Annotated in this window: 20 protein-coding genes, 1 tRNA gene and 2 pseudogenes; 13 read left to right on the top strand and 10 right to left on the bottom strand. The window is 59.6% G+C overall.

Features of this window, described 5'->3' with window-relative positions:
- Positions 1–125 precede the first annotated feature (125 nt).
- On the top strand, positions 126–710 hold the full coding sequence (pth, locus tag ACA069_RS23895; RefSeq protein WP_016773203.1) for an aminoacyl-tRNA hydrolase: 585 nt from the start codon (positions 126–128) through the stop codon (positions 708–710).
- A 22-nt stretch (positions 711–732) separates the two neighbouring features.
- Complete coding sequence (gene ychF, locus ACA069_RS23900) at positions 733–1833, top strand: redox-regulated ATPase YchF (RefSeq protein ID WP_497615349.1); 1101 nt, start codon at positions 733–735, stop codon at positions 1831–1833.
- Between the two features lie 180 nt (positions 1834–2013).
- Here ychF and ACA069_RS23905 read toward each other — a convergent pair whose 3' ends face one another.
- Entirely contained in the window at positions 2014–3231 is a 1218-nt protein-coding gene (locus ACA069_RS23905; protein ID WP_497615350.1) for an MFS transporter, read from the bottom strand.
- Between the two features lie 333 nt (positions 3232–3564).
- On the opposite strand from ACA069_RS23905, the gene ACA069_RS23910 reads away from it, so the two are divergent.
- Both ACA069_RS23910 and ACA069_RS23915 read left to right on the top strand, forming a co-directional pair.
- Positions 3565–5622: a methyl-accepting chemotaxis protein gene (locus ACA069_RS23910; protein ID WP_401271446.1), complete on the top strand. Its 2058-nt coding sequence runs from the start codon at positions 3565–3567 to the stop codon at positions 5620–5622.
- 115 nt (positions 5623–5737) lie between these two features.
- Positions 5738–5814, top strand: a tRNA-Met gene (locus tag ACA069_RS23915).
- 68 nt (positions 5815–5882) lie between these two features.
- Here ACA069_RS23915 and ACA069_RS23920 read toward each other — a convergent pair.
- Complete coding sequence (locus ACA069_RS23920; RefSeq protein ID WP_497615351.1) at positions 5883–6107, bottom strand: SymE family type I addiction module toxin; 225 nt, start codon at positions 6105–6107, stop codon at positions 5883–5885.
- 79 nt (positions 6108–6186) lie between these two features.
- The gene (locus ACA069_RS23925; protein WP_497615352.1) at positions 6187–6579 is read right to left on the bottom strand and encodes a helix-turn-helix domain-containing protein; all 393 of its coding nucleotides are present in this window, start codon (positions 6577–6579) and stop codon (positions 6187–6189) included.
- Between the two features lie 483 nt (positions 6580–7062).
- On the opposite strand from ACA069_RS23925, the gene ACA069_RS23930 reads away from it, so the two are divergent.
- The gene (locus ACA069_RS23930; protein WP_497615353.1) at positions 7063–8211 is read left to right on the top strand and encodes a pyocin-S2/colicin E7-DNase domain-containing protein; all 1149 of its coding nucleotides are present in this window, start codon (positions 7063–7065) and stop codon (positions 8209–8211) included.
- Position 8212: 1 nt separating this feature from the next.
- Positions 8213–8467, top strand: coding sequence for a bacteriocin immunity protein (locus ACA069_RS23935; RefSeq protein WP_489881029.1), 255 nt, complete (start codon positions 8213–8215; stop codon positions 8465–8467).
- Positions 8468–8618: 151 nt separating this feature from the next.
- Here ACA069_RS23935 and ACA069_RS23940 read toward each other — a convergent pair whose 3' ends face one another.
- Positions 8619–9731 (bottom strand): DUF2817 domain-containing protein, encoded by a 1113-nt coding sequence (locus ACA069_RS23940; protein WP_497615354.1) that lies wholly within the window; start codon positions 9729–9731, stop codon positions 8619–8621.
- Between the two features lie 154 nt (positions 9732–9885).
- Here ACA069_RS23940 and ggt point away from each other — a divergent pair, with 154 nt between their 5' ends.
- The 3 genes and pseudogenes from ggt to ACA069_RS23955 all read left to right on the top strand — a co-directional run bounded on the left by ggt (position 9886) and on the right by ACA069_RS23955 (position 12310).
- A complete protein-coding gene (ggt, locus tag ACA069_RS23945) occupies positions 9886–11718 on the top strand; it encodes a gamma-glutamyltransferase (RefSeq protein WP_497615355.1) in 1833 nt (610 codons plus the stop codon).
- A 133-nt stretch (positions 11719–11851) separates the two neighbouring features.
- A pseudogene (locus tag ACA069_RS23950) lies at positions 11852–11935 on the top strand (type II toxin-antitoxin system HigB family toxin); the annotation flags it as partial.
- Positions 11936–11938: 3 nt separating this feature from the next.
- Positions 11939–12310, top strand: coding sequence for a helix-turn-helix domain-containing protein (locus ACA069_RS23955; RefSeq protein ID WP_401271435.1), 372 nt, complete (start codon positions 11939–11941; stop codon positions 12308–12310).
- Positions 12311–12344: 34 nt separating this feature from the next.
- Here ACA069_RS23955 and ACA069_RS23960 read toward each other — a convergent pair whose 3' ends face one another.
- The 5 genes and pseudogenes from ACA069_RS23960 to ACA069_RS23980 all read right to left on the bottom strand — a co-directional run bounded on the left by ACA069_RS23960 (position 12345) and on the right by ACA069_RS23980 (position 16578).
- Entirely contained in the window at positions 12345–12977 is a 633-nt protein-coding gene (locus ACA069_RS23960; protein ID WP_497615356.1) for a LysE family translocator, read from the bottom strand.
- A gap of 73 nt (positions 12978–13050) precedes the next feature.
- Positions 13051–13650 (bottom strand): flavin reductase family protein, encoded by a 600-nt coding sequence (locus ACA069_RS23965; protein ID WP_497615357.1) that lies wholly within the window; start codon positions 13648–13650, stop codon positions 13051–13053.
- A 181-nt stretch (positions 13651–13831) separates the two neighbouring features.
- Complete coding sequence (locus tag ACA069_RS23970) at positions 13832–14392, bottom strand: methyl-accepting chemotaxis protein (protein ID WP_410457997.1); 561 nt, start codon at positions 14390–14392, stop codon at positions 13832–13834.
- Positions 14372–15196: pseudogene (locus ACA069_RS23975) on the bottom strand (PAS domain-containing protein); the annotation flags it as partial. The pseudogene ACA069_RS23975 and the gene ACA069_RS23970, both read right to left, overlap by 21 nt.
- Positions 15197–15264: 68 nt before the next feature.
- Complete coding sequence (locus ACA069_RS23980) at positions 15265–16578, bottom strand: MFS transporter (protein WP_187678068.1); 1314 nt, start codon at positions 16576–16578, stop codon at positions 15265–15267.
- A gap of 255 nt (positions 16579–16833) precedes the next feature.
- Here ACA069_RS23980 and ACA069_RS23985 point away from each other — a divergent pair, with 255 nt between their 5' ends.
- A complete protein-coding gene (locus ACA069_RS23985) occupies positions 16834–18252 on the top strand; it encodes a short-chain fatty acid transporter (RefSeq protein WP_401271426.1) in 1419 nt (472 codons plus the stop codon).
- A 50-nt stretch (positions 18253–18302) separates the two neighbouring features.
- On the opposite strand, the gene ACA069_RS23990 is transcribed toward ACA069_RS23985, so the two are convergent.
- On the bottom strand, positions 18303–18593 hold the full coding sequence (locus tag ACA069_RS23990; protein ID WP_187678071.1) for a nucleotidyltransferase family protein: 291 nt from the start codon (positions 18591–18593) through the stop codon (positions 18303–18305).
- Positions 18594–18750: 157 nt separating this feature from the next.
- Between ACA069_RS23990 and ACA069_RS23995 the strand changes: the two genes are divergently transcribed.
- The 3 genes from ACA069_RS23995 to ACA069_RS24005 all read left to right on the top strand — a co-directional run bounded on the left by ACA069_RS23995 (position 18751) and on the right by ACA069_RS24005 (position 22447).
- Positions 18751–20451, top strand: coding sequence for an acid phosphatase (locus ACA069_RS23995; protein WP_497615358.1), 1701 nt, complete (start codon positions 18751–18753; stop codon positions 20449–20451).
- A gap of 119 nt (positions 20452–20570) precedes the next feature.
- A complete protein-coding gene (locus ACA069_RS24000) occupies positions 20571–21743 on the top strand; it encodes a hypothetical protein (protein ID WP_497615359.1) in 1173 nt (390 codons plus the stop codon).
- A 179-nt stretch (positions 21744–21922) separates the two neighbouring features.
- On the top strand, positions 21923–22447 hold the full coding sequence (locus ACA069_RS24005; RefSeq protein WP_489881022.1) for an SET domain-containing protein-lysine N-methyltransferase: 525 nt from the start codon (positions 21923–21925) through the stop codon (positions 22445–22447).
- Positions 22448–22452: the final 5 nt, after the last annotated feature.

The raw sequence follows: 22452 nt of genomic DNA on the forward strand, positions 1-22452 counted from the left end.
CGTAGCGAGAAAGCGGGCGAGAACGCGGAGTTTACATTCATGGTAAATGAGCAATTTTCGTCCACTTTCGCCGCTTCCCCTGATCGCGGCGATGTTATCCACCACTCCAAGGAAGGGCCCCTATCGTGACTGCCATCAAACTGATCGTTGGCCTGGGAAATCCAGGCGCCGAATACGAACAGACCCGGCATAACGCAGGGGCCCTTTTTGTTGAGCGCATCGCCCACGCACAGAATGTGAATCTTGTGGCCGATCGCAAATATTTCGGCTTGACCGGGCGCTATTCGCACCAGGGTCAGGATGTTCGTCTGCTGATTCCCACCACCTACATGAACCGCAGCGGCCAGGCCGTGGCGGCACTCGCAGGTTTCTTCCGCATCAAGCCTGAAGAAATCCTGGTGGCGCACGACGAACTCGATCTGCCTCCGGGCGTTGCCAAGCTCAAGCAGGGCGGCGGCCATGGCGGTCACAACGGGTTGCGCGACATCATCGCGCAACTGGGTAATCAGAATACTTTCTACCGCCTGCGGCTTGGCATCGGCCACCCGGGCGTCGCCAGTATGGTTTCAAATTTCGTCCTGGGTCGTGCGCCACGCGCCGAACAGGAAAAACTCGATGCCAGCATCGACTTTGCCCTCGGCGTGCTGCCGGATATCCTCGCCGGTGAATGGAACCGCGCGATGAAAAACCTGCACAGCCAGAAGGCCTGACTCTACTCCGAGGGGAAACACCATGGGATTCAATTGCGGCATCGTCGGCCTGCCTAACGTCGGCAAGTCCACCCTGTTCAACGCCCTGACCAAATCCGGTATCGCGGCCGAGAACTTCCCCTTCTGCACCATCGAGCCGAACAGCGGCATCGTGCCGATGCCGGACCCGCGTCTGGAAGCACTGGCGGCCATCGTCAATCCAAAGCGCATCCTGCCGACCACCATGGAATTCGTCGACATCGCGGGCCTTGTAGCCGGCGCTTCGAAAGGTGAAGGCCTGGGCAACAAGTTCCTGGCCAACATCCGTGAAACCGATGCCATCGCTCACGTCGTGCGCTGCTTCGAAGACGAAAACGTGATCCACGTTTCCAACAGCGTCGACCCGAAACGCGACATCGAAATCATCGACCTGGAACTGATCTTCGCCGACCTCGACAGCTGCGAGAAGCAACTGCAGAAAGTCGCGCGTAACGCCAAGGGCGGTGACAAGGACGCAGTCGTTCAGAAAGCTCTGCTGGAGCAACTGATCGCGCACTTCACCGAAGGCAAGCCGGCACGCAGCCTGATGAAGAACATGAGCGCTGACGAAAAGGCAGTGATCAAGGGCTTCCACCTGCTGACCACCAAACCGGTCATGTACATCGCCAACGTCGCTGAAGACGGTTTCGAGAACAACCCGCACCTAGACGTGGTCAAGGCCATCGCCGAAGAAGAAGGCGCCATGGTGGTTCCGGTCTGCAACAAGATCGAAGCGGAAATCGCCGAGCTGGATGACGGCGAAGAGAAGGACATGTTCCTCGAGGCCTTGGGCCTGGAAGAGCCTGGCCTGAACCGCGTGATCCGTGCCGGCTACGAAATGCTGCACCTGCAGACTTACTTCACCGCCGGTGTCGAAGAAGTCCGCGCCTGGACCGTCAAAGTCGGTGCCACCGCACCTCAGGCTGCCGGAGTGATCCACACCGACTTCGAAAAAGGCTTCATCCGCGCCGAAGTTATCGCCTACAACGACTTCATCCAGTACAAGGGCGAAGCCGGCACCAAAGAAGCCGGTAAATGGCGTCTGGAAGGCAAGGACTACATCGTCAAAGACGGCGACGTGATGCACTTCCGCTTCAACGTGTAAGCGACACGCCCAAGAAAAAGCCGCGTTTGATACGCGGCTTTTTTGTGCCTGAAATCTACTGTTGAACATTTCCCCTGTGGGAGCGAGCCTGCTCGCGAAGAGGGAGTGTCAGTCACATCTCTGCGGATGACACACCGCATTCGCGAGCAGGCTCGCTCCCACAGTTTGAACTGTGTGAGGTCAGGCCTTTTTGGTCCGCGGCAAGAAGATCGCCAACACGCCAAACAACGGCAGGAACGAGCACAGGAAGTAAACGTACTCAATCCCGTGCACATCCGCGAGATGCCCAAGCAACGCCGCGCCTATCCCGCCAAAACCAAACATCAAACCGAAAAACACCCCGGCAATCATCCCGACATTGCCCGGCACCAACTCTTGCGCGTACACCACAATCGCCGAGAACGCCGAAGCGAGGATGAAGCCGATCACCACGCTAAGGACCGTCGTCCAGAACAGATCGACGTGAGGCATGAGCAGCGTAAACGGCGCCACGCCCAGGATCGAAAACCAGATCACCGCCTTACGCCCGATCTTGTCGCCGATCGGCCCGCCGAAGAAGGTGCCCGCCGCCACCGCGCCAAGAAACAGGAATAAGTGCAGCTGCGAACTGGCCACCGACAGGTCGAACTTCTCGATCAGGTAGAACGTGAAATAGCTCGTGAGGCTGGCCATGTAGAAATACTTGGAGAACACCAGCAAACCGAGCACCACCAGCGCACTGGTCACCCTGCCCTTCGACAACCCGTGAGTCGCTGCTTGGCCGGCCTTGAGTTTGAACAGGTTCAGGTGATGGGCGTACCAGCGACTGATGCGGTACAGCACGAACAATGCAAACACTGCGAACAGACCGAACCACGCCACGTTGCCCTGACCGAACGGAATAATGATCGCCGCCGCCAGCAACGGGCCGAACGCAGAACCGGCGTTACCACCGACCTGGAAGGTCGATTGCGCCAGACCGAAGCGTCCGCCCGAGGCCAGCCGCGCAATGCGCGATGCCTCGGGGTGGAACGTCGAGGAGCCGATACCAATCAGCGCCGCCGCCAACAGAATCAATGGAAAACTGCCGACCATCGACATCATCACGATGCCAATCAGCGTGCAAATGGAACCCGCCGGCAACAGCCACGGTTTCGGATGGCGATCGGTGTGATAACCGACCCACGGCTGCAAAAGCGAGGCGGTCAGTTGAAACGTCAGGGTAATCAAACCGACCTGAGTGAAGCTCAGACCGTAGTTGGCCTTGAGCATCGGGTAGATCGACGGCAGCACCGACTGGATCAGGTCATTGATCAAATGCGCCAGCGCCACCGCGCCGATGATGCGCATCACCAATGGGCTGCTTTGGGGAGGAGCGGACGCCGAGGCAGCGGCGGTCTGAGTGTTGCTGATAGCCATGGAGATTTCCGGACAGCAGATGGGTGCCCGCAGGCAGGTGCGTCAATGTGCCATTTTTCGGTGCGCCAGCGCCATCCCCTTAGCCAGCTAACGAACGAGTTGTTCATCGCCATAACGGTGATAGCGCAACGCCATGGTCTGAATCTTGCCTTGCTTCTATGCTTGAACGCGGCGCCCTTACAAAGGGCGCCGAGAATGGGAAGTTTCGCTACAGAGTCGGCCTACAGAGCGGGCGAGAGTGAACTTTCGAGGCCTTTTAGCAGGGCACAACATCAAGGTCGCACGACCGCGATGCACGCCAATGGTGCGTGGTGTCCAGAGGAGTCATGGGGCATGCAGGCTTTCCTTTCACCGGGGATCAAATTGCTGGGGCGGTTTGGCTTCGCACGTAAATTCCAGCTGTTGTTTCTGCTGTTCATTCTGCCGTTGGCCGGCAGTCTGTTGATGATCGGCCAGGACTATCGCGACAAGCTCAACCTGATTTCCGGCGAACGCGCCGGGGTGCGCCAGTTGCTCAGCCTCGATGCGCTGGACAATCTGCTCGCCGCCCAGCGCGACCGCGCCGCCCGTTGGCGCGCCACGGAAACCAATCGCCAACCGACGCCGGCGACCCTCGCCGCCATGGCTGCATTCGATGGCGTGCAACCCGCCGTCCTGCAAGCCACTGCCGATTTGGGCAATGCCCTGAAAAACGAAGGCGCCGACGGCGAGATTCTCGTCCGCTTTCAGGCGTTGCAAACCGCGCTCAATGGCCTGGATTCGAAAAGCCTCAGCGGCGTCGGCTGGTGGCCGGACGGTTACGACCGGTTCACCCATGCCCTCAGCGCCCTGCAAGCGTTGCGCGAGCAGATCGTCATGGACAATCGCCTGACCTTGGCACCGTGGCTGGAAACCTACTTGCTCACGCAAATTTCCACGCAGCACGCGCCGGACTTGATCGAACGGGTCGGTCGCCTCGCAGCGGTGGGTCAGGCTTCGGTGGTGTCCGGCCAGTTCACCTTGCAGAGCCGTTTGCAGTTGCGCGACCTGCGCAGCCGTATCGGCGATGCCCGCGAGCAGCTTGTCAAAACGGCAGGCCTGCTCGAAGCGCGCCTGCCGAAAGAGCTGCAAGCCTGGGCCGGCCAGTATCACGGCAGCCTGAAAAACCTCGATGCTGGCCTCAAGGTGCTGGATGACGGCGTGTTCGGCGGCAGCATCACGCTCAAGCCCGAAGAGTTCGAACGCAGCCTCGACGCGTTGCTGACCGACCTTGCCTCCCTGCGCCAGCAATCGCTGGTGTCGCTGGATCAGCGCCTGGAGGCCTACCACGCCTCGGCGATTCGCCAGTTCATCCTCGTCGCCGCTGTATTCGGCTGTCTGCTGCTGGCCGCGTTGTACTTGTTCATCTGCCTGCAAGCCTCGATCCGGCGCAGCGCCAGCGGCATCACGGTGCTTGCCGAAGCCCTGCGTGACGGCAACCTGAGCCTGCAAGTGCCGGTGGAGGGCCGCGATGAGTTGGCGGCGATCAGCACCGCGCTCAACGTCGCCGTGGTGCAACTGCGCAACAGCATGCTCGGCGTCGACCACGAGACCTCGCAACTGAGCAACGCGGTGCGCAGCCTCAACGATCATTCCAGCGGCGCGCTGGGTGAAGTCGAAGCGCAGCAGTTGCAGATCAGCCAGATCGCCGCTGCCGCCACGCAACTGGCTGCCACCTCGCAAGGCGTGGCGCAGAGTTGCGAACAGGCTTCCGGCAGCGCGCAGCACACCCAACGCATCGCCGCTGACAGCAGCCGCGACAGCCAACGGACTACCGCGAGCATTCAGCAGCTCAATCAACGCCTCAACGAAACGGCAGCGGCACTGGGCCGGGTCAGCGAGCAAGGGCAGCAGATTCAACTGGTGGTCGACACCATTCGTGGTGTTGCCGAACAGACCAACCTGTTGGCACTCAACGCTGCGATTGAAGCGGCGCGCGCCGGTGAACAGGGACGCGGTTTTGCCGTGGTGGCCGATGAGGTGCGCAGCCTGTCGCAACGTACGCAATCGTCCACGGCGCAGATCGCCGGCACCGTTGACAGCCTACGCGCCACGGTCAACGAAGCCGTGAGTTTGATGGAAGCCGCGTGCGGCCAGGCGCAAACCGATGCCGAGTCGGTCACCGGTCTCGGTGAACGCTTGGGCGAAATCGCCAGCGCCGTACAGAGCGTCACCGACACCCTCGCGCAGATCGCCACGGCGGTTGAAGAGCAAGCGAGTACCGCCGATGAGGTCAGCGGCAATATCCAGCAGGTCGATCAGGCAGCGGTGCGTTTGCTTGAAGGTGCGCGGGCGGTGAACTTGGCGGCGGACACCCTGAGCCAGGGCAGCCATGCGTTGAGCGCCAATACCGCAAGATTCCAACTGCGTTGACGCCCTGCCCGGCCCCGATTTCCGGGGTCGGAGGATAAGCGGTTGAAAACAGGAAGAAATATTTTAAATTTACGCTTGACGCTTTTCCATTTCAGGGGAATAATGCGCGCCACTTGGCTACATAGCTCAGTTGGTTAGAGCATAGCATTCATAATGCTGGGGTCCGGGGTTCAAGTCCCTGTGTAGCCACCAAGTACTAAAAACGGCTTACCGAAAGGTAGGCCGTTTTTTTATGCCTCGAGAAAAGTCTCGGCAATCCGTTACTCCGCGGTAATCACCAAGCACCCTTTCATCACTCGGACTTTAACGTTCTCGTTCACCTCAAATCCCGCCTGCCGCAACCACAGGCCACGTAGCCTGATCCAGGGCACCGGTTTGGCGGGGCTGTGGTTTTTTTCCTTGGTGTGGACCGGGTAAAAGTCTGCGGCGATTTTCAACCGGCGTTCAGTGATGGGGGTTGATGACGTATGATTGGTTTTAGCCATGATTAGCTCCTGTTTAGCTGCTTTTGGTTAGCGGGGCCAAGGTGTTGTCGCACCTTGGTTCTGCGTTCTTTGAGTTACTTCAAACTTCTCTTTCTTCGTCGCTTGTTTTGGTCGCTGCCTGCGCGATCAGGGCGTCGAGCATCTGCGCAATGACCTTCTGTTGGACCTTCGAAAGCTCATTGATGGACTGCAGCCGTCGATACCACGCTGAGGTCAAGCAGCGTCTGGGCGTCTCCGTGTACGAGGGAACCCCGAGCAAGTCTTCAACAGGAACGCGAAGCGCAAATGCCATCTTCACCAGTGTCGTGACCGGCATGCTGCGCGTGCCCTCCTCGTAGCCCTGAAAGGTTTGCCGGGAAAGACCTAATGCCCGTGCAAACCGAGTCTGTGTGATCTCGTGCACTGTGCGTAAGTGGGCAATGCGACTGCCCATCGCCACCAGAAAATCACGGTCCTCATTGGAAATACTCATGACAATGGCCGACTGAAAATAGAGTTAAATGGCAACGGACTCATCCTTTTCATATGAAATCCATCCTGGAAAAAACAACAGAAAACATCCTCAGGCAGCGGTGCGTAAGTTGTCGACCTGAAAACTCTGTAGGAGAAATGCAGACATCCCTTCCATCCAAACCGAAAGACTACAAGCACGAAATACCGCTGGTTCACCTGGATCAATCGCCCATCAACAGGTTGAGAGAGCGCCGTAGGAAACGGCTTCGATCCAGGTACGAATCGGATTTTTCGTAAATCCAGGCGCGTGAAACTCACCCCATCGGTTTGCCCGAAATCCCCACTGACCGACAAGGTTCCCTGGCTCGATTCAAAGCTATACAGGGAGTTGTCATGGCTCGATTCAAATCTCTCTTCGATGAAGATTGGCCTTGGAAACGTCCAAGCGGGAACGGCTCATGGGCTGCGTGGAATCCGCCCCCCCCCCCCCGCGCCGGAGCCGGTGTACATCGAAAAGGATGAATGGCCAACGCCCAAGCCTCGCGAAGATCAGGTGTTCGCCAAGTCCTGCACTGTGGATAACTGGTGCCGAACGGACGCCGGCACGGCCACCGAACCCGCCAGCAACTTCGGCAAGATCATGGTCGCCGGCGCCATGCTCCTGCCCTCTACCAGCACTGCGGTAGCGACGGCAATAGGTGCTGATCTGGCCTTGGGGCGTCTGGCGGGCGGCGGCATTCTGCAACAACGCCTCAACTGGGCAATTCGCGGCGCTGGTGGGCCGGCCAGCGTGTTCATCCTCGGGATGCTGCCGACCCGAATGGGCGACGGCACGCTGCATACCGATGAACAGCTGCGCCGCATGAGCCGCGCGCCCACTCGTGTGCGCTTCCAGTTTCGGCGTGATGCCGAAGGGGTCATGCAGGTTTACGGCATCCACTCCGGCGCTTCTGGCGATGACTCGGTGCGTACTGTCAAAGTCGAGTGGAACAGCGACAAGACTGCGATGGAGGCCAAGCTTAACGGCATTACGATTTTGTGGACGCCACAACGCGGGCCACTCGGCTCAATGCCGCCGCTGGTCTGTCCCGAACACGGCGAGCAACTGAACACGATCCTTGTTCATCCGATTGCCGAGAACACGGACACCCAGATAGAAGGCCTGCCCGGCGAGGACATTACTGCCGAGGATTGCATTCTGGTGTTCCCGGCGGACACTGGGCTGAAGTCGCTGTATGTGGTGTTTTCGAAACTGGCCAGACTGACGCCGGGTACGGTGACGGGGGTTGGGGATGATGTTTCGGGGATCTGGCTTGCTGGAGCGGGAACGGGGATAGGCGTGCCGATTCCGACACGGATTGCGGATAGGCTCAGGGGGTGGGAGTTTTCAAGCTTTGACAAATTTAGGGAGGCGTTTTGGGTGGAGGTGGCGAATGACCCTGAGTTGCTCAGTCAATTCAAACGCACAAACCAAGGGAAACTCATGGACGGAAGATCTCCTTTTGCTCCGAAGTCAGAGCACCACGGAGAAAAAGCCAAGTATGAGATACATCACATCGAGCATATCCAGAATGGTGGTGCAGTTTATGATGTGGATAACTTGGCTGTAATGACTCCGAAACGGCACGTAGAGATTCACAGGGAAGATTGAAATGGCTACTAAACAAAGCTTTTCGGATTACACAGAACAAGAGTTTATTGACCTGCTTGAGCGCATCATAGGAAATGATGAGCGCGAGGAGGACGAAAGCAGACTCGTATTTCACTTCAATTCTATTTGCGGACATCCCGAAGGATCCGATTTGATTTTCTATCCGCAAGAGGACGCCGATGACTCTGCAGAAGGCATCACCGAAACAGTAAAAAAGTGGCGTGCCGCCAATGGACTGCCCGGTTTTAAGCGATAAGCGCTTTTATACCTTGAAACAGCACCGAACCTGTGGCGAGGGGATTTATCCCCGATGGGGTGCGAAGCGCCCCCCACCTCTTCATTAAATGAATGGGACTGCTGCGCAGTCCATCGGGGATAAATCCCCTCGCCACAGAGTTCTGCCTGACCTATTCGGGGTTCTCTGTCGACAGGGCTGCCAATCCCTTCCCCCAAATCTGCCGAGTCCGCAACCCCACCATCGCCCGCCAATCCGGGTCCGCCGGATAAAACTGCCCCAGCAAATTCAACTTGATCGCCCTTCCCGTCGCATCCAGCGGATCGCCATGCAGATGCAGCCAATGGTCATCACGCAAATATCGATGCACGTCCGCGCCCGGATACGTCCCGCACTCGATCACGAATGGCATCAGTTGCACACCTGGTAATGCATTGAGCAACGCCTGCGAGGTGTAACCGGTAGCCGTCGCCGCGACACCGGTTGCACTCAGGGTATCGGCGCCGGTGTGCAGGGTGTAGAGCCATGGGCCGTAGATCGATTGGGCCTGCGCCAACGCCGGGTATGGCGCCTCAGTGATGGTCAACAGCATCGGATGACCGTACTCACCAGCCCCGGTGTGCAGGTCGAAGCACATCAGCGTTTCAGCGCCGGCCAGATGCGCGTCGATGATTTGATGCAACGTGCGATTCGACCAGCTCGCCGCTCGGCCACCGTAAAACAATCCATCGGGATGGCTGTGCTGGCCGCCCTCGACGATCGACATCACCGCCGGCCAGCCATGCTCAGCGATCTGCGCAGCCAGCAAGGCATCGGCACGTTGTCGCTCGGGGCCGTTCAAGTCGCGGCAGGCGTAAATTTCATGCAACGCGGCGTAAGCGCGGTTATCCGGTAGCGACCCAGTGAAATCCTGGTGATTGCGGTTGAGGTCGATGTTGTCTTCATTGACCCGCCGCAACCACGCCGTGCCCCAGGGATTGATCTGGTGAACCATCACCACCGCGACGTCCTTGGGCAGCGAACCCGGCACGAAGGTTTTCAGCCAGTCGATCTGACAGTCGGAGCCGTAATAACCCTCCACGCCATGCGTACCGCTAAGCGTCACCAAACGCCGCTTCGCCTGCGGGTCGCCGAGCACGGCCACATCGGTGCTCAACGTTTCGCCAAACGGCCCGCAACGCGGGTGTGCGTAGGAGGTAAGCGTCGCGCCGGCGGATGTCGCAGCGGCAAGAAACTGTTCGCGCTGATGGCGGTAACTGGACTCGCTAGGAAACTCGCTGTGCATGTCGGCCTCTTGTGGATTTTTCTGGCTTCACGATTGCCACTGACCCTACAGAAAATTCGTCAAGGCATGAAGGAGAAACACACCGGTGGTTTGCGTCCTGCACGGTCGGCCGATAAAGTCCGTCAGACTTTTATCCCACGGACGGAGAGCCTACGTGTTTACAGCCCTGCCCTTGAGCCGCTTTCGCCTGCCTGCCCTGACCCTGATTATCAGTGCCCTGACCCTCACCGCGTGCAACGCCCCGCCCTCCTCGACCCTGCCGCTGGCGCCGGAAGCCGCCTCCGGTTATCGCACCGACCTGCAAACCCGCCACGCCAGCAAACACATGGCCGCCGCTGCGAATCCGCTGGCCGCTGAAGCCGGTCGCGAGATGCTACGTCAGGGCGGTTCGGCGATTGATGCGGCGATTGCGATGCAAGCGGTGCTGACGCTGGTTGAGCCGCAATCCTCCGGGATCGGTGGCGGCGCGATGATCGTGCTGTGGGACGGTAAACAGGTGCGCACCTATGACGGACGCGAAACCGCGCCGGCCGGCGCCACCGAGAAGCTGTTTCTGCAAGCGGACGGTAAACCGATGCCGTTCCCGCAGGCGCAGATCGGTGGCCGTTCGGTCGGCACACCGGGCGTGTTGCGCGCACTGGAGATGGCGCATAAACAACACGGGCGCCTGCCGTGGGCGAAGCTCTTCGAGCCGGCAATCAAACTGGCCGAGCAAGGCTTTGCGATTTCCCCGCGTCTGTATTCGCTGCTGGCGTCAGACCCGGTGATTGGTAAATCGCCGGACATGGCCGCGTACTTTCTCAACCACGACGGCAGTGTCAAAGCCGTCGGCACGCGCCTGCAAAACCCGGCGCTGGCTAAGGTGTTCAAGCGCATTGCCAACGAAGGCGCCGATGCGCTGTACAAAGGCCCGATCGCCGACGAAATCGTCGCCAAGGTTCAGGGCCACGCCAACCCCGGCAGCCTGTCGTTGAACGATCTTCAGCGCTATCAGGCCAAGGAGCGCGCGCCGCTGTGCACCGACTACAAGCGATGGCAGGTCTGCGGCATGCCGCCGCCGTCGTCGGGCGGGATCGCCGTGGCGCAGATTCTCGGCACCTTGCAGGCACTGGAAACCCGCGATCCGCGTCTTTCGCTGACCCCGCTCAAACCCCACAAGACTGACAAACCGGCCGGCATCGAACCCGACCCACAAGCCGTGCACCTGATCGCCGAAGCCGAGCGCCTGGCCTACGCCGACCGCGCGCAATACGTCGCCGACACCGACTTCGTGCCAGTGCCGGTCAAAGGCCTCGTCGACCCAGGCTACCTCGCCAGCCGCGCCAGCCTGATCGGCGAACGCAGCATGGGCAGCGCCAAACCGGGCACGCCGCCGGGCGTGCAAGTGGCCTACGCACCGGATCGCTCGCCGCTACGCATTTCCACCTCGCAAGTGGTGGCGGTGGATGACCTCGGCGGCGCCGTGTCGATGACCACCACCATCGAAGCCGCATTCGGTTCGCACCTGATGGTTCAGGGCTTCTTGCTGAACAACCAGATGACCGACTTCTCGTTCATCCCCGAAGAAAACGGGCAGAAAGTCGCCAACCGCGTCGAACCCGGCAAACGACCACGCTCGTCGATGGCGCCGACGCTGATCTTCGACCGCAACAGCGGCGAATTCCTCGCAAGCGTCGGCTCACCGGGTGGCTCGCAGATCATCGAATACGTGGCGAAAACCACCGTCGGCCTGCTCGACTGGAACCTCGACCCGCAAAGCGCTATCAGCCTGCCCAACTTCGGCAGCCGCAACGGCCCGACCGAACTGGAACAAGGCCAGTTCAGCCCGGCGCTGATTCAGGCGCTGAAGGACAAGGGCCACAGCGTGAATGAAATCGACATGACCAGCGGCACCCAGGCCGTCGTGCGGGTCAAGGATGCGCAAGGGAGTGTGTCGTTGGCGGGTGGCGCGGATCCACGGCGTGAAGGGGAAGCGTTGGGCGATTGAGGCTACGCAGTGAATGGAAAAGGCTTACCGGGAGGTAGGCCTTTTTTGTGGCTAACAGATTGTGTTCACTAGCATTCCGTCGCCTTTTCCTACCCCAAAAATTTGCTGCCACGGATAGAGTAAGTGACCGTGCCGCTTCGGCGCCATATACATAAAATTCGTCGGCACCCACAAGCAGTACGATGCAATCGACGCTGATACCGTCGAAATGGAGTAACCCATGAACATACGTCCGATTCATAACGAAGAAGACTACCGTGCGGCGCTCAATAACGTGTCTGCACTCTTCGACAACGAGCCAGAACCGGGTACCCCTGAAGGTGATTACTTCGACATCATGATCACTCTCATTGAGGCCTACGAAGCCAAACAGTTTCCACTGGATTTGCCCAATCCAATCGATGCCATCAAATTCCGGATGGAACAGTCAGGCCTGTCAGCCGCGGATCTCGCTCCGGCTATCGGTCGAACAAACAGGGTCTATGAAGTGTTGAATGGCAAGCGGGCACTCACTTTGCCAATGATCTGGAAACTTCATGAGCTGTTTGGAATTCCTGCAGAAAGCCTGATCAAGCCAATGAAGCAAATCTGATACAGATTGCAGCAACCCAGACTGTGACCGCGGCTCAGCGATAAGCCAGCAGATGCGCACCAAACAGCAGATAACAACCACCGGCCAATCGATCCAGCCATTGACGTGACCGCTCGTAAACACCGGCAATCCGCCGACTGGCGAAGAACAGCGCCACGCTGCAATACCAACTGAACGACAACGTGGCCATGGTCATCACCGCCAGCGCCAGCAGCAACGGCGGTATATGGGCAGGCATCGCGGTGGCGAAGATTGTTGCGACGAAAAGCGCCGATTTGGGGTTGGTCATATTGCCCAGAAAACCGCGCCCGTAAGCACCGAGCAACGTTTGCTCCGCAGCATCTGAAGCGCCTGGGACGATGGACGCCTTGCGCTTGAATTGCTGGAGTCCGAGATAGATCAGGTAGCAGCCGCCGGCAATCTTGAAGCTCAAGTACAAGGTCGGTGCTGCGCTGAACAATGACTGGATACCCAGGCCGCCCGCCAGTCCCCACAACACCGTCCCGCTGGCAACGCCGAGCGCCGCTACCACGCCATGACGGCGGGAGCGGCTAACTGCGAGTTGAGCGATGTTGAAGAAGTTCGGGCCGGGTGTGACCACCGCAACTGTCCATAGCAACGCCAGCGACAGTAACGGTGCGAGATAACTCGAAAGGGAAAGATCCATGGGGCACGCGCCTGATCGGTTCGACAATGCCCCTACCTTGCAACATTCGGCAATGATTTGCCATCAACCAGCGTTAAAGCGCCAGCGTCTTGCCATCCACCGCATCACCAATCGTCAGGAAATGCCCGCCCGCCACATGGTGCAGCGTACGCAAACCATCATGCCCTTCGAAATGCCAACGCCCTTCACTGAACACACGCTCATCGGCGTGAGCGGCGATGACTTCGGCGAGAAACAGATCGTACTGTTCGTGGTTACGCGGCTCGGGCAACAAGCGGCATTCGAGCCAGGCGACGCAACCGTCGAGCAATGGCGCCTCGACTTTCTCGCCAGCAAAGGTCTGCAAGCCATAGGCCTGAAACTTGTCCTGCCCTTGGTTTTGAGTGATTTCCAGACCCGACGTGTTGCCGACGGTTTGCACGATGTCGGCCTGATTGACGCACGGCACGTTGAGGACAAAGGTGCCGGAGGCTTCGAGCAATTGCCGCGTCCAGGTGGATTTGTCGAGTACGACGGCGACTTTCGGCGGTTCGAAATCCAGCGGCATCGCCCACGCGGCGGCCATGATGTTGCGCTGGCCGTCATGGGCGGCGCTGACCAGAACGGTCGGGCCGTGGTTGAGCAAACGGTAGGCTTTGTTCAGGGGTACCGGGCGGCGGTGGGAATCGCTCATGGGGATCTGCTCCGGGAAAAAGGAACAGATTGTAGCGCTGCCACTGGAGAAACACAGATCCTGTGGGAGCGAGCCTGCTCGCGAAAGCGGTGTATCAGTCAACATCAATGCTGAGTGTACTGACGCCTTCGCGAGCAGGTCGAATCGTCGCACCGTCGCTCCCACAAGGGATCAGTGCAGGTCAGTGGGACAGTTGATTGGCGAACTGGCCGACCGCATCGACCACTTTCTGCGCGCCGTCCTGAATCTCGAGGATCACCGTGCCCGCCTCCGCCGCGAGCGCCAGCCCTTGTTCGGCCTGGAGCTTGCCGTCGGTCATCAGGGCGACGGCGTTGCGCGCCATTTCCTGGTTCTGCCGCACCACGCCGACGATTTCCTCGGTCGCCTGGCTGGTACGTGAAGCCAGTTGTCGCACTTCATCGGCCACCACAGCAAAGCCGCGACCCTGCTCGCCCGCGCGAGCCGCTTCGATCGCCGCGTTGAGCGCCAGCAAGTTAGTCTGCTCGGCAATGCCGCTGATGGTTTTGACGATGGTGCCAATCACCAGCGACTGCTCGTTCAACGCTTCGATGCCTTCACCGGCGGTCTGCATGTGCCGCGACAGATCGCGCATCACGTTGACAGCCTCGGTCACAACGGTCGTACCGCGTTGCGCGGTGCTGTCGGTCTGCTGCGAGGTGCTGTAGGCAATGTTGGCCGCGTCGGCGACGGCTTGCTCGCGATTGACCTGATCGGTGATCACCGTGGCGAACTTCACCACTTTGTACAGTTTGTTGTTGGCATCGACCACCGGGTTGTAGGACGCCTCCAGCCAGACTGTACGACCATGGCTGTCGACACGCTTGAAGCGTTCAGCCACGAATTCGCCATTGTTCAAACGGCGCCAGAAGTTCTGATACTCGGCGCTGTTGTATTCCTCGGGTGTGCAGAACATACGGTGATGTTTGCCTTTGATCTGCGCCAGGCTGTAACCCATGCCGTTGAGGAACCGCTCGTTGGCGTTCAGCACGTTGCCGTTGAGGTCAAACTCGATCACTGCAGTGGAACGCACCAACGCGCCGATCAGGTTTTCGTGTTCGCGGGAGGCTTCGATGGTGCGGGTCAAGTCGCTGGAGAAGATCGAAATATGTTTGATCCGCCCATCCGAAGAACGTACAGGCTGGGCAATCGAGCGCAACCAGGCCTCTTCACCATTGCCACGCAACAGGCGCACGGCTCCGGCGAAGTGCTCGCCTCGGGTCAAGGCATTCCTGAAGCGGTGGTGAAATTCGTCGGATTTGACGTGAGCCGGCACGATATCCTCAAGCGCCCGACCCATCAGGTCCTGGCTCTTGTAGAGCATCTCGTTGAGGAAGTTCTGGTTGACCGATTGAATCCGTCCGTCCGGTTCAAGGGTCAGCACCAGCATCTCGCTCTCCAGGCTTTCCTTTACCTGTACAAGACTGGAGAGTTCTTCACGAAGAGCGGCCAGCTCTTGCTTCAGGCGTTTGTTGAACATGGGAAAGCACCGATGGGCAGGGTAGTAAGCGGGATACAGCCTAACCATCGGCCTTGGAAGTCTTTTCTGAAGAGCGTTTGAGACCGGTCAGTCAAAAATAGTTTGGGCGGTTGGCGTCAAGCAGCCCCGGCCACCTGACACGGGCCCGTGCGCGGCATCCGCGAGCCGAAATACGCTGCACTGAGAATCCCCACTACGCCCATCACCGCGCAGAAGATCACGCAGATCCAAGGGCTCCACGGCATCAGACCGATCAACAACAGCGGTGTGATACTCGCCCAGGCGGCGTAGGCAATGTTGTAGGTGAAGGAGATCCCCGACACTCGGATACGCGCCGGGAACAAACCGACCATCACCGACGGCACCGCGCCGACGACACCACACGCCAGACCGGCCACGGCGTAGGCCAGTCCAACCCAATCGCCGCCCATGATCAGACAGCCATAAAGCACGGCGATGCCTAGCGGCAGCAGCAGGCTGTAAAGCATGACGGTGCGCCAGGCGCCGATGCGATCGACCAGCAGACCGGCGATCACGCAACCGATGTTGAGGAAGACGATGCCCAATGCGCTCAGGGCAAAGGTGTGGCTAGCGGTCATGCCGAAGGTTTTCTGCATCATGGTCGGGGTGATGACCACGAACACCACCACTGCCGAGGTCAGTACGCAAGTCAGTAGCATGGCCGGCAGCATCGCCAACCGGTGTTCACGCAGCACGGTACGCAGCGGCAGTTCGACCCGCGCTTCGCGTTGCGCTTCCATCGCCATGAATACCGGAGTTTCGCTTAACCAGCGACGCAGATAGACACCGATCACGCCGAATACGCCGCCGAGCAGGAACGGATAGCGCCAGGCGTAATCGAGGATTTCCGCCGGGGTAAAGGCTTGCGCCAGAAAGGTCGCGGTCAGTGCGCCGATCAGATAGCCGAACGTCAACCCGGCCTGCAAAACGCCCAGCGCATAACCGCGATGGCCGGTCGGTGCGTGTTCGGCGACGAACACCCAGGCGCTCGGTACTTCACCGCCGACGGCCGCGCCTTGGAGGATGCGCAGCGCCAGCAATAGCAGCGGCGCGAAATAACCGATCTGCGCATACGTCGGCATGATCCCGATCAGCAGGCACGGCAACGCCATCATCAGGATGCTCAGACTGAAGACTTTCTTGCGCCCCAATCGGTCGGCGAAATGCGCCATCAGGATCCCGCCCAGCGGCCGCGCCAGATAACCGGTGACGAAGATGCCGAAGCTCTGCAACAGGCGCAGCCACTCGGGCATTTCCGGCGGGAAGAACAACTGGCTGAGGGTCAGGGCGAAGAACACGAAAATGATGAAATCGTAGATCTCCAGCGCCCCGCCAAGGGCCGCAAGACCGAGGGTCTTGTAGTCGGAGCGGCTGAACGGCGCAGGTTTGGCCGTGGTTTGGGCAGTCATGGCAAAGAACTCTGGCAGGCAAAAAACCAAGGCGCCCATGGTCTACGCAAATGGGCGGATGGACAACCCGTTAGACCATAGTCATGGTTTGGCAAAACCTGCTCACAAAACGGCGGCGGTTGATTTACTGTTTATGCCTGTCCTGAGGGTACGCGAAGCTCTGACAGTCATATCCACAGGGGTTATCTGGTTTGACTGATAGGGATGGCAGCCCCAAGGGACCAAAAATAACCATAAAAAATCCGAGGTACTCCCGTGGCCGTTGATATCGAAGATAGCCGCTCCGCACGCTTTGCCCTGCGCTGTTCAAGTTTTGCCGAACGCTGGTTTCCCGACTCTTGGGTATTCGCCGCGCTGGCCGTGATCATCGTGGCACTGGCCACGCTGGCCATGGGCGCCAAGCCCACCGCTGCCGCGATGGCGTTCGGTGACGGCTTCTGGAGCCTGATTCCGTTCACCATGCAGATGGCTTTCGTGGTGATAGGCGGCTACGTTGTCGCCAGCTCGCCCCCCGCCGTGAAACTGATTGATCGCCTGGCACGCATCCCGAAAAACGGTCGCTCCGCCGTGGCCTGGGTTGCCTTGATCTCGATGGTCGCGTCGCTGCTCAACTGGGGTCTGTCGCTGGTGTTCGGCGGTTTGCTGGTGCGCGCCCTCGCCCGCCGCACCGATCTGAAAATGGACTACCGTGCCGCCGGGGCCGCTGCTTATCTGGGTCTTGGCGCGGTGTGGGCGCTGGGCTTGTCGTCGTCGGCTGCGCAATTGCAGGCCAACCCCGCCAGCCTGCCGCCATCGATCCTGTCGATCACTGGCGTTATTCCGTTCACCGAAACGATTTTCCTCTGGCAGTCCGGCGTGATGCTGCTGGCGCTGATCGTGATTTCGATCATCATCGCCTACGCCACCGCCCCCGGGCCGAACTCCGCGCGCGACGCCGAGGCCTGCGGCATCGACCCGGCCTTTAACCTGCCTCCGCTGCAACCACGCACCCGGCCGGGTGAATGGCTGGAACACAGTCCGCTGCTGATCATCGTGCTGGTGCTGCTGGCGGCGGGATGGTTGTTCCACGAGTTCTCGACTAAACCGGCGATCACCGCGATCTCCGGGCTGAACACCTACAACTTCCTGTTCATCATGCTCGGCGCATTGCTGCACTGGCGTCCGCGCAGCTTCCTGGACGCGGTTGCGCGAGCGGTGCCGACCACCACGGGCGTGCTGATTCAGTTCCCGCTGTACGGCTCGATTGCCGCGCTGATGACCACGGTCAAAGGCGCCGATGCGCAAACCCTGGCGCATCACATCTCGACGTTTTTCGTGAGCATCGCCTCTCACGATACCTATGCGTTGTTGATGGGCGTGTACTCGGCGATTCTCGGCTTCTTCATCCCGTCCGGCGGCGGCAAGTGGATCATCGAAGCGCCGTACGTGATGCAAGTGGCCAACGATCTGCAGTATCACCTCGGCTGGGCGGTGCAGATCTACAACGCCGCCGAAGCGCTGCCGAACCTGATCAACCCGTTCTACATGCTGCCGCTGCTGGGCGTGCTCGGTCTGAAGGCGCGGGATCTGATCGGCTTCTCGTTCGTGCAATTGCTGGTGCACACGCCGCTGGTACTGCTGTTGCTGTGGGCGCTGGGGACGACATTGGCGTATACGCCGCCGGTGATGCCGTAAATGATTGGATTGCACCTGCCTAAGGGCAGGTGCAATCAGTTTTGCTCAGATCATACGGGACGGGCCTGATCAAGAACCTGCTGACGAAACTTCAACGGCAGGTCTCCCGGCGTCAGCAAATCAACAGTAACGCCGAGCAGATCCTCAAGTTCGACCTGAAGTCCGCCGAGATCAAACAAGGTGGCCCCGGGCAGTGGATCGACCAAGAGATCAAGATCACTGCCTTCCATATCAGTCCCCAGCACCGCAGAGCCAAAGACTCGGGGGTTGGTCACGCGAAATCTGCCGACCACTTCACGGACGGCAGTTCGTTGCAAATCAAGAGCAATGGAAGGCTTCATGGTTCACCGTAGCCGGTTTCAATATCGCAGCAGTCTAGCAGTGCCGATGCGCGGTAGACACCGCGCCATTTGTAACCCCACCGTCACATTCCCTTGCTAGCGTCCGCCCGAAACATACTGAAACATACTGAAACATTTAAGCAAAAACGGGCGCGACATGAACGACGATACAGACGCTAAAGACACCTCCTCGCCAGAATCTGATAAACCCACCGACACCAGTCGCCGCCGCTTTCTCGGCGGCGTCGCGGTACTCGGTGTCGGCGCAACGCTGGCGGGTTGCAGCAACGCGGGCGATCAATCCGGCCAACCGACCGAGCGGCCACTGTCCCATGCCGAATTGGACAAGGCCCTGCGCGATCAGGTGAAAACCGTGGTGGTGATCTACGCCGAGAACCGCAGCTTCAACAACCTGTTCGGTGATTTCCCCGGTGTCGAGAAACCGCTGTCAGCGCTAAAACCTGCCGACTATCAACAACGCGACCGCGACGGCAGCCTGCTACAAACCCTGCCGCCCGCCTGGGGCGGTGTCTTGCAGATCGGTCCGCAAACCCTCGATGGCGTAACCTATCCCGGCGCCACGCAGTTTCAGGAAAACCTGCCGAACGCCCCATTCGCCCTCAAAGGTCCGAACGGCGAAGACTTGCCGTTTGGTCTGGTTACCCGCGATTTATGGCACGTGTTCTATCAGAACCAGATGCAGATCAATGGCGGCAAGAACGATGGTTTTGTCGCGTGGGCCGATTCCGGCGGCTTGACCATGGGCCACTACGCACAGAGTCGCTATTCCCTGCGTTTGTGGGACGTCGCGCAGGAATTCGTGCTGTGCGACAACTTCTTCCAGGGCGCCTTCGGTGGCTCGTTCCTCAACCATCAATACCTGATCAGCGCCACCGCGCCGTTTTACCCGGACGCTGCCAATTCGGTAGCCAAAAGCCAAATCGCTGCGCTGCAAAGCGATGACCCGGCCGATCCAAGGCTCAAACCGCTGGCGCAATCACCGGCCAGCGCCATGACAGGCCCGCCACAGTTTGGCCCGAGTGCGCTGACGCCGGACGGTTTCGCGGTCAACACTCTCGCCCCTCCCTACTGGCCAACGTGGATTCGCGACCCGGAGCGTCCGGCGTACTCGAAACCCGATCTGCCCAACGTGTTGGTGCCGCAGACCCACGAGCACATCGGCGACAAGCTGTCGAAGAAGAACGTCGACTGGGCGTGGTACGCCGGGGCGTGGCAGGCGACGCTGGAGCAGTACAAGGATTCCGGCGGCATTCCGAAGATCCCTAACTTTCAGTATCACCACCAGCCGTTCAACTACTTCAAGCAGCAAGGCCCGGAGAATCCAGCCGAGCGCAACAAACGCCTGCGCGATGCCGGGTTGGGTGACGAGTCGAGCACCAACAAGTTCTTCGCCGACGCCGAGGCCGGCAAGCTGCCCGCCGTGAGTTTCTACAAACCTCAGGGCAACCTGAACATGCACGCCGGTTATGCCGACGTGGCGTCAGGTGACCGGCACATCGTGCGTGCGCTGAAGGTGCTGCGCGAAAGTCCACAGTGGAAAAACATGGTGGTGATCGTCACGGTGGACGAAAACGGCGGCTGGTGGGATCACGTCGCGCCGCCCAAGGGGGATCGCTGGGGGCCGGGCTCACGCGTACCGGCCTTGGTGGTGTCGCCATTCGCACGCAAGGGCACGGTGGATCACACGATTTACGACACGGCATCGATCCTGCGCCTGATCACCCGAGTGTTCCAACTGGAGACCCTCGACGGCCTCAAGCAGCGCGATGATGCAATGACCGCACGAGGCCAGAAACCCATGGGGGATTTGACCAACGCCCTGCATTTTCAGGTCTGAGAGCGAGTCCTGCGGCGCGGCGTAAAAATCTGCGAATGATGGCTTCTCTGTGTCACGGCGCTGATCCAATATGAAGCGCCCCAACAATCGGGGGAAACCACGCTGAAAAGGATCTGAGCATGTTCAAATTCGCAGGACTTACCCTCGCCGCGCTCACACTGAGCGCGGCCGCCCACGCCGATGTCGACCTGAAACTGGGCAGCACCGAGCGCGTCACCCGCCTCTTCGCCTATCCCAACAATTGCAGCGTGATCTGCTTTCGCAATTGGTCGCTGGAGCAGACCGTCGCCCATTATCTGAGCCAGAGCGTGCAGCGCGATGGTTACACCGATGCCAAGGTGCTGGTGAAGAACGATAACGGCCAGATTTACGCCGAAATCAGCGGCGTGCCTGAGGGGTACGACAAACCGCTGTCCGCCCTGCTCGATGCCGGTGATCTGGCTTATACCGGCGCGAGCAAACTCAATGCCGACGGCAAATGGGCCTATAGCTGGTACCTGTTCCTGCCACTGGGCATGGCCCTGGAAAATCGCAAAAGCGTCGAGCTGTTGCACTTCCCGCCGGATTACTCACTGACTCAGGCTCAGGATTATCTGCGTTCGAACACCACCGACCGCTGGGCAACGCTGTTGACGGTCAATGGCATCCCTGCCGATCAGACACCTGCTTACCAGACCATCATCGACATCGCCCCGATTGCCGCGCCGTCCAACGCCGGCAGCGATCTGGAAGGCGTCTATGACTACTTCAAGGACTACCAGACCACACTGGTCAAACAGTTCAGCCAGACCGCCAGCGGCGCGACGCTGCCGATGGTGGCTTTCGGCGCGCCCGTGCGGAACTGGATCAAACAGCAATACGGGCCGACCGTGAACGTCCTGGGTCTGGCGACCATCAGCCCGAGCGAAGGTGTAAAAGTGCCGGTGCTCGGTTCGAACCACCCGAGTTACATCTGGTACGCCGCCGACCCCAAGAGCTACACCGGCGACGATGCGCAGGCCAAAGCCGATGCTGCTGGTTTGAAAGTGATGGGGCAGGATTTGAGCGCCGCCTGCTGGCAGGCCGGGATGGGCAGCAAACCGGGAAGTGATCCGCAAGCCACGCTCAACAGCTGCACCCAGACCTGGCAGGTGACGCAAAAGGTCAAAACCTGCGAGCTGTTCTACACCTCGATCCGCAACCTGAAGCCGGAAGAGGCCGCTGCCAAGTGCACGACCACGCCGATCAAGGCGCAACTGCAACAGCTCAAAGCCCCGCTGCCAGCCGCTGCGGTTCCCGCTCCACATCTGTAATCGAGCAGACGTGATTCCTGTGTCAGTCATGACTGACGCGGGAAAGCGTCTATCTCGACTGTCAGATCTGACAGTAGACCGGCTATACCTATACGAATAGATTGGATCCAAAGAAACGTGTCACCGTGTTGACAGGACGTCAACCAAGGAAGTCGCAGCCCCTTGCGACAAGGATTGTTATGAATACCCATGCCGTTGCTGGATCCGCTCCACGCGATACCGAAGGCATCTACCCCTTCGCCGGACTGCCGGTGCGCCTCGGGTTTCCATCCAGCGCCGACTTCGAAGTCATCCACGATCAACACGGCAACCCTGTGGCGGTTGCCGCGCGCCGTGAGTTTCTGCATACCAGCCGCATGTGCCGGGTCTCGGGGCAATTGCTGCCCTATCGCTGTCGACAGACCCGACAATTGCTGACCGGCATTCATATCTACGATCCGCGCTTCTGCGGATTGCTCGAACACGCCTGCGACCCAAATGTGTTTCTCGACATGAGCGAACTATGGCTGTGGGCGTTGAAAGATATCCACAGGGGCGAGCGCCTGACCATGGATTACGCCGCCACCGAAGACAAACTGCTGCGCCAGTTTGCCTGCGGTTGCGGGTCTTCGCGTTGCCGAGGGTGGATCACCGGTTACAACGAACCACCGAGCATTGAGGGCCAGTACTTTCTGCAGCGCTGGCACCGGCAATGCTCACGTTGAACAGC

The organism is Pseudomonas sp. LBUM1652, from assembly GCF_059716105.1.